Source organism: Pseudomonas sp. LBUM1641, from assembly GCF_059716235.1.
The window spans coordinates 3826600-3839458 of record NZ_CP166815.1; the positions used below are offsets into that span (position 1 = coordinate 3826600).

Consider the following 12859-nt stretch of genomic DNA (forward strand, 5'->3'; position numbering starts at 1 on the left):
TCACACCTGTACTGGAACAAGCGTGGCGATCAAACCGCCCAGCCAGTAGTCCAGCCCCCACCAGGCACCGACCAGCAACGAGCCGGCCGCCAGAACATGGACCAGCGCCGAACGCAGCCAGCACAGGTGATTTACGCGGTGTGCGACGATGTGCGTGGTCAATGCATGATTGAGTTGCAAAGGGCCGACCTGTGCATTCAGGGCCGCGAGCAGTTGCACGCGCTCAGGGTCATTTACATCACGGTACCGCCCCTGAAAACCTAGCATCAGCACCCGTTGAAATGCCGTCAGCACCAGCAGATCAGGCGCTGGCTGACGCAGGGCTTCGCCTATGTCTTCATACAGAAACTCACCAGCCTGATGGCGATTGAAGAACTTTGTCTGCAAGGGTTCACTGGCCCATTTGTCATGGGCGTGGTCCTTGGCAAAGGCGAGTGCAGTCTCATCCAGCAAGGCACACTGGGCGTAGCTGATCAGCTCGATGCTGCGCGCACCAACGCCGGCGTCCTTGAGGCTCTGTCGAACCTGTTCGACCTGCTTTACGCTACGTTCAGGCAATTCGGGGCTGTTTTGCAGCGAAGCACCTTGGCGCAACTCTACGACCAACAGGTAAGTGTCTTGCAACAACGCGTCGAGGTCATGCGCAGTGAAGGTGTGTTTTTTCAAGGCGTTCAGGTTCATGCGCGCAGTACCGCAAACAGTTCAAGGTTGATGTCCAGAAAGGTGCTGGGTACGTACAGGGCACACTTTCCGTCAGCCAGCATCGATTGGCCCTTGGCGCTGCCAAGATCAAGGGCGAAGTACTGGTTTTCCAGGCGTAGCGGAATGGCTGCCGGTACGTGACTGAGGGGCTGCAACGCAACACCATCAAGAGCAGCATTGACCAGGCGATCAACGTCATCTGGCGCCCCCACTTTGCACAGCCGTGGAAACTGGCTTTGCAGTTGCGCCGCAGGCATACGGCAACGCACCGAGAGATAAAAGTCTGCGCCGTCCCGCTCACGCAGGCGTGCATCGTTGAGCGCGACTTGCCAGCGGTTCGGGCCCACCGCCTCCAGTACGAGGGCAATAACCCGTGACGGTAGGCTGGCTTCGAGCAAGGTTGAGATGGTGCGCATCAACGGAGGGAATATGCTTTCCAGTGCTTCATGCCGGTAGGCGGGAATCTTGTCGATGTCGTGTTCAAGGGAAAACGTCAGCAGACTGCCGGCCAACTTGACCAGCTCCAGGTACACCTGCTCAGGGTGCCGTGCAGGGTTTGCCTTGAGATCGGCCAATACCGGCTGGTAGGTGTTCAATGCGTTGAGCAGCCAGAACAGCGATACATCGGCCACGGCAAAATCTGCCATACGCTGGTTGCTCTCTCGACGCATGCCCATCAGCCGTTGACGTTTGGCTGCCAACTGGGTCAACAGGTTATCCAGCTGGGTCAGCAGCCCTGGATGGGCTGCAAAACTCAGCAATGGCGGTACGTAATCAGGATCGATACTCCAGGCGCCCTGTCCGTCACGCACCAGACGTGAGACCGGACACGTCAGGTAATCGGCGTTTTCATCGTCAGCCAGACGCAGGGTCAGCACGTTCTCCAGCACACCGATGGACTGAACCTCGTCTGCGTAGACGTCCTGCACTTGCCGCCAATCCTGCCGATAACGCGTCGGTCGATCAGCCTTCGTACCTTCGAACAAACAGTTGTTGCCGTTCCCTTGCTCCAACGGCAAGGCCAACAACAGCGTAGCGCTCCGAGCATCGTCGCGAAGCAGGTCGGCCAACTCCAGGGCCGGAGGCAGCCGATCCACCTGGCTGCTGTCAACCAACGTGCCATCCGGCATACGCACACGCAGCAGGGTCGCCTTCAGCTTACCCAGGCGCAACGCTGCCACGTCGAACGCAACTCCAAGGACACCCCAGGGGTTCACCAGCGACAAATGGGCCAGTTGCTCATTGGTCCAAGCTTCCCAGCGTGCTTGCTGCTGGAATTGTTGCGGAGACAGCAACGCCCCCGCAGCCCAAAGGGGGCGGTCGATCTTCATCACATCATTTCCCTGTGAGGTGGCTTAGGCTTTTGCCTTGGGCATCTGCGAAACCAGCGACAAATTGACGTCCATGCCCTCGACCTGGAAGTGCGGTATGGCGTACAGCTTGACGCGGAAGAAACCAGGGTTGTCGTCGATGTCTTCTACCGTCACCTTGGCGTCGCGCAACGGGTGGGAGGCTTGCAGGTCATCCCCCGGATCAGTCATTTCGGTGACGAGCCCGCCCACCCACTTGTTCAGTTCCAGCTCCAGCAAACGGCGGTCCTTGGTCGTCCCGATGTTTTCGCGCTGGATCAGCTTGAGGTAGTGGGCGATGCGCGACAGCAGGAAGATATAAGGCAAGCGGGCATTGATTCGGCTATTGGCCGTTGCATCAGCGGTGTCATAAAGCGCCGGTTTTTGCGCCGAGTTCGCCGAGAAGAAACACGCGTAGTCGCGGTTTTTGTAGTACGACAGCGGGATGAAACCGAGATTGGCGAATTCGAATTCGCGGGTTTCAGGGATCATCACTTCAGAGGGGATTTTCACCTGGTTGCCAGTGCCAAGGTCATATAGGTGAATCGGCAGTTCAGTCACCGCGCCACCCGATTGCGGGCCGCGAATCTGCACGCACCAACCATTGGTGATAAAGCTTTTCACCATGTTTGCGGCGAAAGCGAACGAGGCGTTGGTCCACAGGTATTTTTCGTGGTCCGGGCCCTTCACGCTTTCAATGTAGTTGAAGCTTCGGACCGGGACGGTGTCCGGACCATAAGGCAGGCGCCCCAGTACCCGGGGCATCAGCAAGCCGATATAACGGGAGTCGTCACTCTCGCGGAACGCCTTCCACTTGATGTACTCGGCACGATCAAAGTAGTTGCCGATATCCTTGATGGCGGCGACGTCTTCCATCGAGTTCTTGCCGAAAAAAGCCGGCCCGACCGAGCCAATGAACGGCATGTGGGCTGCTGCGGCCACTTTGGAAATATTGCGTAAAAGGGCAATATCCTGCGGGCTGCGGCTGAACTCATAGTTCGAAATGGCCGCTGCGATCGGCTCTCCCCCAGGGGTGTCGTATTCCTGGGTGTAGGTGTGCAAATACAGGCCGCTTTGAGCGATCTCAGGTGAGTCTTCGAAGTCTTGTACCAAGTGATCCTTGCTGATATCCAGCAACTCGATACGCACATTCTGGCGAAAATCAGTTTGATCTATCAACGATTTCACGCCACGCCAAGTTGACTCTACGCGCTGAAAGTCAGGGTGATGCATTACTGCGTCCAGTTGGCGGCTTATCTGCGCATCCAGGGAGGCAATATGTTCGTCCAGCAGCACTTTATCCAGTCGTTCTACTTTATGCGATGACTGTTTCAGCAGTCCCAGGAACACGCTGACGGCCGCAGTGACTCGCTCATCAGTAGAGACCTCGGACAACGCTTCAGAGTTTTGAAAATCCTCAATTCCACCTAACTCCGACACTGGATTAAGATTGATCTTGGCGAATAAATTTCCATAAACACTATGATTACTGCTGGCATGATAGGTACTGGCCAGCTGCGGATCTTGAGATGATTGCTCTAGAGACATGATGTTTAATTTCCTTATTGACGAGACGAGAACAGTTAACGGACTTCTTGCGGCCCCAGGGCAGCCAATTCGGCTCGCAGCTCTTCGCTCAGTGCGTCATCCTTAAGAATGCGTTCCAGCTCATGGCGAAACGTGGCGTTATCCAGGAGGTTGGACTTGAGGTCGCGCAGCAGATTGCGCATGGCAAGCAAGGCCCGTAGTTGCGGTATCTGGCGTGCGACCTGCTCAGGTTCAAAGTCCTTCATGCTCTGGAAGCTCAGCTCGACGCAAGTGTCGGACGCATCGTCGGACAAGGTGTCATTGACGGCGAACTTCAGGCTAGGCGAAAACTCACCCAACACGCTGTCAAAGTTGTTTTTATTAATGTCGACCTTGCCGCGCTCAGAAAGCGAGCGTTGCTCTTTTCCATTGCTGTAGTCGCCCATAACCATCAGTTTGAGCGGCAACTCGACTTTCTTTTGAGCGCCACCGGTATGCAGGTCGAGCTTGATATTAACTCGCGCCTTGGGCACCTCACTCTGAAAACTATTTGTAGCCATAACCTCTCCCTTTCCAGACAACTTTAGCGACAGCAAATGCTGGCGCAAAATCAAGACTGGAATTTATACATCCTGTTGATTCGACAAACAGCCCACCAACCGGAGCACATAAATTCCTTTTTTGAACTCATGAGCGTTTACATGAATTGCATTCAGTTCCACCACTACTAGAATGAATTATTTCAAATGTTGTTTACTAGCCCCAACATGATGCAAGGGAACTTTCGACAACGCACTTGGGAGCTTTCCTACATTCAACCCTTATGCAGAAAGATACGGCGCTTTGTTGATCACCGAGTTCGTTTGCGGCGAGGCGGTGGGGTTCGGCTGCAATGTTCATTGCCTGGCTGAGTGCTGGTTCTGTGGGTCGGTCCGTCAATTGAAATAACGGAGATGAATCCATTCGCACGACCGCAAAACCCTGCGGTCAATCAGAAATACCTGCCAAGGAATTTGCGCCATGCCCGATCCTGCGTTGCTTGCCGACCTGCCCCGCGACCTGCATTACGTCGACGATACCCAGCCCGGGATCTCCCGGAAAAAGCTGCGGGGCAAATTCCAGTACTTCAAGGCCGACGGCACACGCATAACCGATGCCGACGAAATCAAGCGCATCAACGCCCTCGCAGTGCCGCCGGCGTATACCGATGTGTGGATCTGCGCCGACCCGCGCGGCCACCTGCAAGCGACCGGCCGTGATGCCCGTGGGCGCAAGCAGTACCGTTATCACCAACGCTGGCGTGAGGTGCGTGACACCGACAAGTATTCCCGGCTGCAACAGTTCGGCAGCGCGTTGCCCAAGCTGCGCAAGCAGTTGGAAGCGCAGATCGCCGCGCCCGGGTTCAATCGGGAGAAGGTCCTGGCCACGGTGGTGATGCTGCTCGACGCCACGCTGATCCGCGTCGGCAACACTCAGTACGCTCGGGACAATCGTTCCTACGGCCTGACCACCCTGCGCACCCGCCATGTAGACATCAAGGGCAGCGAGATCCTGTTCCAGTTTCGCGGCAAAAGCGGCATCGAGCACCAGATCACCGTCAAGGACCGGCGCCTGGCCACGGTGATCAAGCGTTGCCTGGAGTTGCCGGGGCAGAACCTGTTCCAGTACCTGGACGAGAACGGCGAGCGCCATACCGTCAGCTCCACCGATGTGAATGCCTACCTGCACAGCCTCACCGGCGCGGATTTTACCGCCAAGGATTACCGCACCTGGGCCGGCAGTGCCCTGGCGTTGGCGGTGTTGCGCGAACTTGAATGGCAGCCGGAGTCTGACGCCAAGAAGCATGTGGTGGAGATGGTCAAGAACGTCGCCAAGCAACTGGGCAACACCCCGGCGGTGTGCCGCAAGTGTTATATCCACCCGGCCGTGCTGGAGCATTTCAGCCTGGGCGAACTGGCGAAACTGCCCAAGCCACGGGTGCGCAAAGGCTTGAAAGCCGAGGAAGTGGGGCTGGCGATGTTTCTGGAGCAACTGGCCGAGCGCTTGTAGGGAAAATCCAAAGTGCGTTACCCTGCCCGTCCTTTCTGATCTCGGGATGACCGCTGACGTGAACAACTAAGCCTTCCAACATGTAAACGCAACGAGCCGCCTGGCGCGCTTGTTGGCTTGTGCCATATTGTTTTGGAGGTGCTGATGACTGACGTCAAACGGCTGCCTGTACTCGTTTCCCTGCAACACGTGTGTTTCCAGTTCGCCAATGGCGAAACCCTGCTGGACGACCTGAACCTGTCTTTCGATCGCACCCCCACCGGCATTGTGGGGCGTAATGGCGCGGGCAAAAGTGTGCTCGCCAAGCTGATCGCCGGACGGCTGGCGCCCTCTTCCGGCACGCTTGAGACCTGCGCCAGGCTGGCCTATGTCCCACAGACGTTGAGCCTTTTTTCCGGCCAAACGGTCGCACAAACCACCGGGACCGCCGAGGTACTCGCCGCCCTGGATCGCCTGGCCCGTGGTGAAGCCCGCGTCGACGACCTGGAACTGATCGATGACCGCTGGGACCTGGCCGAGCGCCTGCGCAAGGCGTTGGACGCGGCGGGTTTGCAGTCGCTCGGTTTCGAGGATCGCGCCGACCAGTTGAGTGGCGGCCAACTGGCCCGCCTGGCGGTGATCGGCGCACTGCTGGCCGACCCGCAACTGTTGATTCTCGACGAACCCACCAATCACCTGGACAGCCAAGGCCGCGACTGGCTGCTGGGCATTCTGGCGGACTGGCGTGGCGGGTTGATCGTGGTCAGCCATGACCGGCAACTGCTCAACTGCATGCAGCGAATCGTCGAGCTGTCGCCGTTGGGCACCCACGTCTACGGCGGTAACTACGCCGCTTTTCACGCCCAACGCGAGACCGAACAACATGCAGCCCAAGCGAGCCTCGAACACGCCCGGCTGGAGCGCAGCCGTGAGCGCAAGCGCCTGAAACAAAGCAACGATGACATCCAGCGCCATGCCGCCCGCTCGCGCAAGCACGCCGAAACGGCGAACGTCGACCGCTTCACCAAGGCCCGCTGGAAAGGTGCCGCCACCGAAATCGTCAGCACCGTGCGCAGTGCTCACCAGCAACACAAGGAAGCGTTGGATGAGCGCGTGCGCAAAGCCTACGAACAGGTGGTGGATGAAACACCCACCCTGCTGGCGTTGCCCGGCACCGCAGTGCCCTGCGGCCGCCAGGTGTTGACCCTGGAGCACACGCAGTTGCCTTGGCTCGATCCGCAGCAACCCAGCACGTTCCTCAGCGCCAACCTGATGGGGCCCATGCGGGTGGCGGTCCACGGGCCGAACGGTTGCGGCAAATCCACCTTGCTCAAGCTGCTGGCGGGTCAGTTGCAGCCGGTCAGCGGCGAGTGCACGGTGCATGTGCCGGCGGCCTATATCGATCAACATCTGGCGCTGCTGGACGACCAGCGCTCGATCGTCCAACAGCTCAACCTGCTCGATACCCCGCTGGCCGAGGGCGAACTGCGTACGCGCCTGGCCTTGCTGCAACTGGATGCCTTGCGCGTCACGCAACCCGTGGCGCGGCTCAGCGGCGGCGAGCGCCTGAAGGCGGCCATGGCGATTGCCTTGTGGCGCAAAACGCCGGCGCAGTTACTGCTATTGGATGAGCCGACCAACCATCTGGACATGCAATCGGTGATCGCCTTTGAGGAGGCATTGCAAGGGTTTACCGGGGCGATGATTGCGGTGTCCCACGATGCGGCTTTTCTCGCCGCACTCAAACCCAGCCACACCCTGACATGGCACGCCGAGGGCTGGCGCCTGGAACCGGTGTGAAACGCCTGCGCCAAGTCATTGCAGCCGAACGCAAAGCGTCCTACGGTAGTGGCCGGATAATCTCACCGAGGAACACGGCCCCATGCTGCCTTCATCCTTGAAGCCCTACACCAACGCCGCCTTGTTGCATCGCCACAAGTGGCGCGGGCGTGTGGGGCTGATGCTGGTGGCCAGCCTTTCCGTGCTGGCGGGCATGACCGACGCCATCGGCTTCATGGCCAGCGGCGATTTTGTCTCGTTCATGAGCGGTAACACCACGCGCCTCGCCGTGGCGATCAGCGAAGGCGACCTGGGCCTCACCGCGCGCCTGACGTTGCTGGTGGCAACGTTCATCGCCGGTAATGCGTTGGGCGTGATGGTCAGCCGTATCAGCCGGCGCCATGCGCTGCCTTTGTTGCTGTGCATCGCCACGCTGCTGTGCGGTTCCGCGGCCTGGCCGTTCGACGATCAACTGCCGTCATTGCTGGCGGCGATCATCGCCATGGGCATGCTGAATGCTGCCGTCGAAGAGGTGAACGGATTACCGGTGGGGCTTACTTATGTCACGGGGGCGCTGTCGCGATTTGGTCGCGGGCTGGGCCGCTGGATGCTGGGTGAACGCCGCAATGGCTGGCGCGTGCAACTGATCCCCTGGGCCGGGATGTTTGCCGGTGCGGTGATCGGTGCATTGCTGGAACACCAGATGGGGATTCGTGCGCTGTTGGTCAGCGGGTTGCTGTCGGCGCTGTTGGGGCTGGTGTCGCTGAAGATTCCCCGGCGCTGGCACCTGGGGTATATGCCACGCTAGAAAAGAGTTGCCCGCCCGACGTTCCGGCCTCGACGTCCCTGTACCGGTAAAGAGCCGTCACGCCGGGCGAGCAGGAAAATACTAAAACAATGCCCGCGAGGCTGTCCGCAGGGCATTTCTGAACTTTTCTAACGCAACGGATTACAGACAAGTCGCCAGTGCGGCGAGGCGGCGCTTGGCCGGATAGTCATCCTGGGCCGCGTAATAGTTCACGCTGGCACCCGCGCCCGCGCTGCGCACGTCGACAAAGTAATCGCCTGCCGTGGTGTAGATGGTGAAGCCACCGGCCTGCGCAGGTTCCATGAAGCCACCGGCATCCACGCCGAACACCGCTTCGTCCTGCCAACCGAACTGGATACATTGGGCAACCACCAGCGGGGCCTTGTCCGAGGCCAGGGTTTTATAGGGCGTACCGGTACGCGCCTCTTTCATCTTCGAGCCCGCGCAACCGGCCAGCGATACCAGTACCAAAGCGCCAATTACCACCATCCGCATACCGAAGCTTCCTTGGAAAAAACACGACTGTACCATTAGCAGGCGACACCGAATGATAATTGCGTCACCCTGCCGCCTACTTACGAACCCGCTTTTACCCGGAACCCCCATGACACCGAACGCCGAGCGCTACAACCCCTCCACCGACTACGCCGACAAGCTGATCAGCCGCATCGGCCAAACGCCTTCGTGGATCGCCAAACGCATCGGCGTGACCGACAAGCGCATCCGCTACATCCTGGACGGCGAGCGCACCGTCAAAGGCGAAAGCACCCCGATCCAGATGACCTACACCGAGCAATTTGCCCTGGAATGCCTGGCGGCGGAGGCGAAGGCCAACAAGCAGAAACCTGCAGGACCTGCACCCGAGGTGGCGTGAAAGGCAGTCATGGCATTATGATTGCACCGTTGGGCCTCACTGATGAGGCCCACGGGACACTACCTAGAAAGGAAGCCTCATGAAAGATTTCGTCATCGGCGTCAACAACACCGTTCTCTACATCGCGCTGGCTTTCCTGTGGCTTACAGGTCTGGTCGTGATGTTCAGCCAGAGCTTTCTGGCAGGCCTTGGCGCCCTGATTGGCGGCACATTGATTTGGTGCATCATTTCCGGCTTCTGGTTTGTGCAATCGGCGACTTACGACGAACTGCGCAAACTCAACGCAAAAGGCTGATGCAAAATCGCAGCCCGCTCGGGCTGCGCTCCTGAACACACGACGAACCGCCCCCTGTTTCCCCATCCGGGGAGGGAAAGCTGTCGCCAAACTGTCCGGAGAGTGAACTTTTTTTCACTGTGAAGGGAGACCTCGCCGCCTATAGTCGGCAGGCTCATTTTTAAGAAGTCTCCCTTCTAGCCCGCCCTCCCGCGGGCTTTTTTTTGCCCTGGTTTTGCGCCCCACCCCGTAGCAGCTGTCGAGCCCCGGCGAGGCTGCGTTGGCAGCACCTCAATTAACCAGCCAGGCGCTGAACCGAGGCGCGCCTGACGCAGCCTCGCTGGGGCTCGACAGCTGCTACGGCAGGAGTGTGCTGTTCAGAGCAGCCAGCGGAACAGATAGAACAGCGCCATGCTCAGCAACACGGTGATCAGCACGCTGCGGGTCCAGAACATCAACGCCACAGCGCACACCCCGGCCAGCAGGTAAGGATTGCTCACGCTCAGGTTGAGCTTGTGGTCGGCCAGGAAAATGATCGGGCCGCAGATGGCGGTGAGCATCCCCGGTACGGCAAACCCGAGAAACTCCCGCGCCCCGCGATTGAGGCGCACCGGCAGGCGCGGCTCGATGAACAGGTAGCGGTTGAGAAACACGATCAACCCCATGCCAAAAATCATCACGAAGATCATCGCTGCCCTACTCCCAGGCGCTTGCAGGCAAACCCTGCGCTCATCCCCAATACGCCGGAGACCACCACCGCCGATTCCCAATGCAGGTAGCTCAGCCACACCGAGCACAGCAACGACACGGCGACGCAGACGATGGTTGGCACGTCGCGCACTACGGGGGTGATCAGGGCAATAAAGGTCGCGGCTATCGAGAACTCCAGGCCCAGCTGGTCCAGCCCGGGAATGCTTTTGCCGAGCACGATGCCGGCGAAGGTGAACAGGTTCCAGATGATATAGAACGTCAGGCCGACACCCAGGGCGTACCAGCGGTTGAAGGTCTGGCGGTCATATTGACTGACCAGGGCGAAGAACTCGTCGGTCAGCAAAAAGCCCAGGCTCATGCGCCACCGTGGTTTGAGCGGCGACAGCGTGGGACGCATGTGCATGCCGTAGAGCAAGTGCTGGGAGGTCAGCAGCAAGGTGGTCAGCAGGATCGAAATCAGACTGGCGCCGCTCTTGACCATGCCGATGGCCACCAGCTGTGCAGCACCGGCAAACACGATAGTCGATAGCCCTTGGGCTTCCAGCGGCGTGAATTGGGCATCGATTGCAGTGGAACCGGCCAGCAGCCCCCAGGGCGCGCAGGCCAGGGACAATGGAATGATCGCAATCGCGCCACGGGAAAAGGCGTTCAGAGGCAGAGCGTTAGGCATACACAACAGGCTCATCGACAGTCAGTCGACAAGCATGCCAGCGGTATCAGGGATTGTCTTGAACGATCGTGCTCAAGCCAGTTTGACCGACACCCGCTCCACCGCGTCCCGGGCTTCGCGCAGTTCGTGGGCGTCCTGGTTGAGCCGGTGGATGGTATTGAGCAGGCGCTGGCGCAGCACTTCATCGCTGAGCTTTTCGACGGCGCGCATCAGGTCAAAGGCCGCGGTTTCGTTATTGTCCGCGACGGAATCGAGGGTCTTGCGCAGGTTGCGAGTGGCACGGGTCACACGTTTTCTTCCTTCATCACCAATGGGCAGGCACTTTAGGACATTTGTGTTTCAGTTTAATTTCAACCACTTGTCATCGATTGCCAGGCCGTTGACGCAGGTCAATCGAAACAGGATTTGACCGATACATATGGAGATACGTATATTCGTATTTCCATATGTATAAGGCGGCTGACCATGTCAGATCTTTTCTCCCCACCCAACGTCTTCAAATGCCTGGCCGACGCCACTCGCGCACGGCTGACGTTATTGATCCTGCGTGAAGGCGAACTTTGCGTGTGCGAGTTGATCCATGCTCTGGACGACAGCCAGCCGAAAATCTCCCGCCACCTGGCGCAACTGCGCAGTTGCGGGTTGCTGCTGGACCGTCGCCAGGGCCAGTGGATTTATTACCGCCTCAACCCGGCCTTGCCGGCATGGGTGACGGCGGTGCTCGACACCACCCTGCAAGCCAACCAAGCCTGGTTAAACACAGACGCCCAGCGTCTGGACACCATGGGCGACCGACCACAACGGGCCAGCGCCTGCTGCTGATCCTGCGGAGAGCTTTTCATGCTTGTAGCCGTTGCTATCTTCCTGTTCACCATCATCCTGGTCATCTGGCAGCCCAAGGGCCTGGGCGTAGGCTGGAGCGCCACAATGGGCGCGATCCTGGCCCTGGCGCTTGGGGTTATCAGCCTGGCGGACATCCCGGTGGTGTGGCACATCATCTGGAACGCCACCGGGACGTTCGTCGCGCTGATCGTCATCAGCCTGTTGCTGGATGAAGCGGGCTTTTTTGCCTGGGCCGCCTTGCACGTGGCCCGCTGGGGCCGTGGACGCGGTCGGCGGTTGTTCGCGTATATGGTGCTGCTGGGTGCGCTGGTGTCGGCCTTGTTCGCCAACGACGGCGCGGCGTTGATCCTCACGCCCATCGTGATGTCGATGCTGTTGGCGCTGCGCTTCTCTCCGGCGGCGACCCTGGCGTTCGTCATGGGCGCCGGGTTTATCGCCGACACCGCAAGCCTGCCGCTGGTGGTCTCCAACCTGGTGAACATCGTTTCGGCCGACTACTTCAAGATCGGCTTCAACGAATACGCTGCCGTGATGGTGCCGGTGAACCTGGTGAGCGTCGCCGCGACCCTCGCCGTATTGCTGTGGTTTTTCCGCCGCGACATTCCGCAAACCTACGACCCGGCCGACCTCGACGACCCCGCCAGCGCGATCCACGACCGCGCCACCTTCCGCGCCGGTTGGTGGGTGCTGGGCATCCTGCTGGTGGGCTGTTTTGCCCTGGAGCCGCTGGGCATTCCCATCAGCGCGATTTCTGCCGCCTGCGCCATATTACTGCTGGTGATCGCCGCCAAGGGCCACAAAATCTCCACCCGTAAGGTGCTGAAGGAAGCGCCCTGGCAGATCGTGATTTTCTCCCTGGGCATGTACCTGGTGGTCTACGGCCTGCGTAACGCCGGGCTGACCGACTACCTCGCGACCTGGCTCGACACCTTCGCACGCTATGGCGTATGGGGCGCGGCATTGGGCACCGGCGTGCTCACCGCCCTGCTGTCTTCGGCGATGAACAATCTGCCGACCGTGCTGATCGGTGCGCTTTCCATCGAGGCCAGCCACGCGGTAGGCGTGGTCAAGGACGCGATGATCTACGCCAACGTGATCGGCAGCGACCTCGGCCCGAAAATCACCCCCATCGGTAGCCTGGCCACCCTGCTGTGGCTACATATCCTGGCGCGCAAAGGCATCACCGTCACCTGGGGTTACTACTTCAAGGTCGGCATTGTGCTGACCTTGCCGGTGCTGTTGATCACCCTTGCCGCCCTCGCCCTGCGCCTGAGTTTCTGACGGAGTCCGTTTG

Annotated in this window: 15 protein-coding genes; 7 read left to right on the forward strand and 8 right to left on the reverse strand. The window is 59.4% G+C overall.

The window, feature by feature from the left end:
* From tssL to tssB, 4 genes are read right to left on the reverse strand one after another with little or no spacing between them, the layout of a single operon-like run.
* On the reverse strand, nt 1–681 hold the full coding sequence (tssL, locus tag ACA046_RS17360; RefSeq protein ID WP_497674487.1) for a type VI secretion system protein TssL, short form: 681 nt from the start codon (nt 679–681) through the stop codon (nt 1–3).
* On the reverse strand, nt 678–2033 hold the full coding sequence (tssK, locus tag ACA046_RS17365; protein ID WP_497674488.1) for a type VI secretion system baseplate subunit TssK: 1356 nt from the start codon (nt 2031–2033) through the stop codon (nt 678–680). The genes tssL and tssK overlap by 4 nt, the downstream gene beginning before the upstream one ends.
* A 24-nt stretch (nt 2034–2057) precedes the next feature.
* A complete protein-coding gene (gene tssC / locus ACA046_RS17370; RefSeq protein ID WP_497674489.1) occupies nt 2058–3599 on the reverse strand; it encodes a type VI secretion system contractile sheath large subunit in 1542 nt (513 codons plus the stop codon).
* 35 nt (nt 3600–3634) lie between these two features.
* A complete protein-coding gene (gene tssB, locus ACA046_RS17375) occupies nt 3635–4138 on the reverse strand; it encodes a type VI secretion system contractile sheath small subunit (protein WP_459028734.1) in 504 nt (167 codons plus the stop codon).
* 460 nt (nt 4139–4598) lie between these two features.
* On the opposite strand from tssB, the gene ACA046_RS17380 reads away from it, so the two are divergent.
* From ACA046_RS17380 to ACA046_RS17390, 3 genes are all read left to right on the forward strand, one after another.
* Nucleotides 4599–5627: a DNA topoisomerase IB gene (locus ACA046_RS17380; protein WP_459028732.1), complete on the forward strand. Its 1029-nt coding sequence runs from the start codon at nt 4599–4601 to the stop codon at nt 5625–5627.
* A gap of 144 nt (nt 5628–5771) precedes the next feature.
* Nucleotides 5772–7406, forward strand: coding sequence for an ABC-F family ATP-binding cassette domain-containing protein (locus ACA046_RS17385; protein ID WP_497674490.1), 1635 nt, complete (start codon nt 5772–5774; stop codon nt 7404–7406).
* An 82-nt stretch (nt 7407–7488) separates the two neighbouring features.
* Entirely contained in the window at nt 7489–8193 is a 705-nt protein-coding gene (locus ACA046_RS17390; RefSeq protein WP_497674491.1) for a YoaK family protein, read from the forward strand.
* A gap of 141 nt (nt 8194–8334) precedes the next feature.
* Here ACA046_RS17390 and ACA046_RS17395 read toward each other — a convergent pair whose 3' ends face one another.
* On the reverse strand, nt 8335–8688 hold the full coding sequence (locus ACA046_RS17395; protein ID WP_459028726.1) for a hypothetical protein: 354 nt from the start codon (nt 8686–8688) through the stop codon (nt 8335–8337).
* 109 nt (nt 8689–8797) lie between these two features.
* On the opposite strand from ACA046_RS17395, the gene ACA046_RS17400 reads away from it, so the two are divergent.
* Together ACA046_RS17400 and ACA046_RS17405 are read left to right on the forward strand one after the other, a co-directional pair.
* The gene (locus ACA046_RS17400) at nt 8798–9067 is read left to right on the forward strand and encodes a hypothetical protein (RefSeq protein WP_076016201.1); all 270 of its coding nucleotides are present in this window, start codon (nt 8798–8800) and stop codon (nt 9065–9067) included.
* Between the two features lie 79 nt (nt 9068–9146).
* Entirely contained in the window at nt 9147–9362 is a 216-nt protein-coding gene (locus ACA046_RS17405) for a hypothetical protein (protein WP_497674492.1), read from the forward strand.
* Nucleotides 9363–9718: 356 nt separating this feature from the next.
* Here the strand turns inward: ACA046_RS17405 and ACA046_RS17410 are convergent, their stop codons facing one another.
* From ACA046_RS17410 to ACA046_RS17420, 3 genes are all read right to left on the reverse strand, one after another.
* Nucleotides 9719–10030 carry an AzlD domain-containing protein gene (locus ACA046_RS17410; RefSeq protein WP_063030469.1) on the reverse strand — a complete coding sequence of 104 codons (312 nt, stop codon included), beginning with the start codon at nt 10028–10030 and terminating at the stop codon, nt 9719–9721.
* Entirely contained in the window at nt 10027–10722 is a 696-nt protein-coding gene (locus ACA046_RS17415) for an AzlC family ABC transporter permease (RefSeq protein ID WP_076016203.1), read from the reverse strand. Before ACA046_RS17415 ends, ACA046_RS17410 begins: the two co-directional genes overlap by 4 nt.
* A gap of 72 nt (nt 10723–10794) precedes the next feature.
* Complete coding sequence (locus ACA046_RS17420; RefSeq protein WP_003212603.1) at nt 10795–11010, reverse strand: hypothetical protein; 216 nt, start codon at nt 11008–11010, stop codon at nt 10795–10797.
* A 177-nt stretch (nt 11011–11187) separates the two neighbouring features.
* Here ACA046_RS17420 and ACA046_RS17425 point away from each other — a divergent pair, with 177 nt between their 5' ends.
* Together ACA046_RS17425 and ACA046_RS17430 are read left to right on the forward strand one after the other, a co-directional pair.
* A complete protein-coding gene (locus ACA046_RS17425; RefSeq protein WP_063030473.1) occupies nt 11188–11544 on the forward strand; it encodes a metalloregulator ArsR/SmtB family transcription factor in 357 nt (118 codons plus the stop codon).
* 18 nt (nt 11545–11562) lie between these two features.
* On the forward strand, nt 11563–12846 hold the full coding sequence (locus ACA046_RS17430) for an arsenic transporter (RefSeq protein ID WP_459028719.1): 1284 nt from the start codon (nt 11563–11565) through the stop codon (nt 12844–12846).
* Nucleotides 12847–12859: the final 13 nt, after the last annotated feature.

What these genes read in the sequence shown, in the direction of transcription:
- tssL (WP_497674487.1), bottom strand. Translation starts at nt 681, where the DNA reads ATGAACCTGAACGCCTTGAAAAAACACACCTTCACTGCGCATGACCTC.
- tssK (WP_497674488.1), bottom strand. Translation starts at nt 2,033, where the DNA reads ATGAAGATCGACCGCCCCCTTTGGGCTGCGGGGGCGTTGCTGTCTCCG.
- tssC (WP_497674489.1), bottom strand. Translation starts at nt 3,599, where the DNA reads ATGTCTCTAGAGCAATCATCTCAAGATCCGCAGCTGGCCAGTACCTAT.
- tssB (WP_459028734.1), bottom strand. Translation starts at nt 4,138, where the DNA reads ATGGCTACAAATAGTTTTCAGAGTGAGGTGCCCAAGGCGCGAGTTAAT.
- ACA046_RS17380 (WP_459028732.1), top strand. Translation starts at nt 4,599, where the DNA reads ATGCCCGATCCTGCGTTGCTTGCCGACCTGCCCCGCGACCTGCATTAC.
- ACA046_RS17385 (WP_497674490.1), top strand. Translation starts at nt 5,772, where the DNA reads ATGACTGACGTCAAACGGCTGCCTGTACTCGTTTCCCTGCAACACGTG.
- ACA046_RS17390 (WP_497674491.1), top strand. Translation starts at nt 7,489, where the DNA reads ATGCTGCCTTCATCCTTGAAGCCCTACACCAACGCCGCCTTGTTGCAT.
- ACA046_RS17395 (WP_459028726.1), bottom strand. Translation starts at nt 8,688, where the DNA reads ATGCGGATGGTGGTAATTGGCGCTTTGGTACTGGTATCGCTGGCCGGT.
- ACA046_RS17400 (WP_076016201.1), top strand. Translation starts at nt 8,798, where the DNA reads ATGACACCGAACGCCGAGCGCTACAACCCCTCCACCGACTACGCCGAC.
- ACA046_RS17405 (WP_497674492.1), top strand. Translation starts at nt 9,147, where the DNA reads ATGAAAGATTTCGTCATCGGCGTCAACAACACCGTTCTCTACATCGCG.
- ACA046_RS17410 (WP_063030469.1), bottom strand. Translation starts at nt 10,030, where the DNA reads ATGATCTTCGTGATGATTTTTGGCATGGGGTTGATCGTGTTTCTCAAC.
- ACA046_RS17415 (WP_076016203.1), bottom strand. Translation starts at nt 10,722, where the DNA reads ATGCCTAACGCTCTGCCTCTGAACGCCTTTTCCCGTGGCGCGATTGCG.
- ACA046_RS17425 (WP_063030473.1), top strand. Translation starts at nt 11,188, where the DNA reads ATGTCAGATCTTTTCTCCCCACCCAACGTCTTCAAATGCCTGGCCGAC.
- ACA046_RS17430 (WP_459028719.1), top strand. Translation starts at nt 11,563, where the DNA reads ATGCTTGTAGCCGTTGCTATCTTCCTGTTCACCATCATCCTGGTCATC.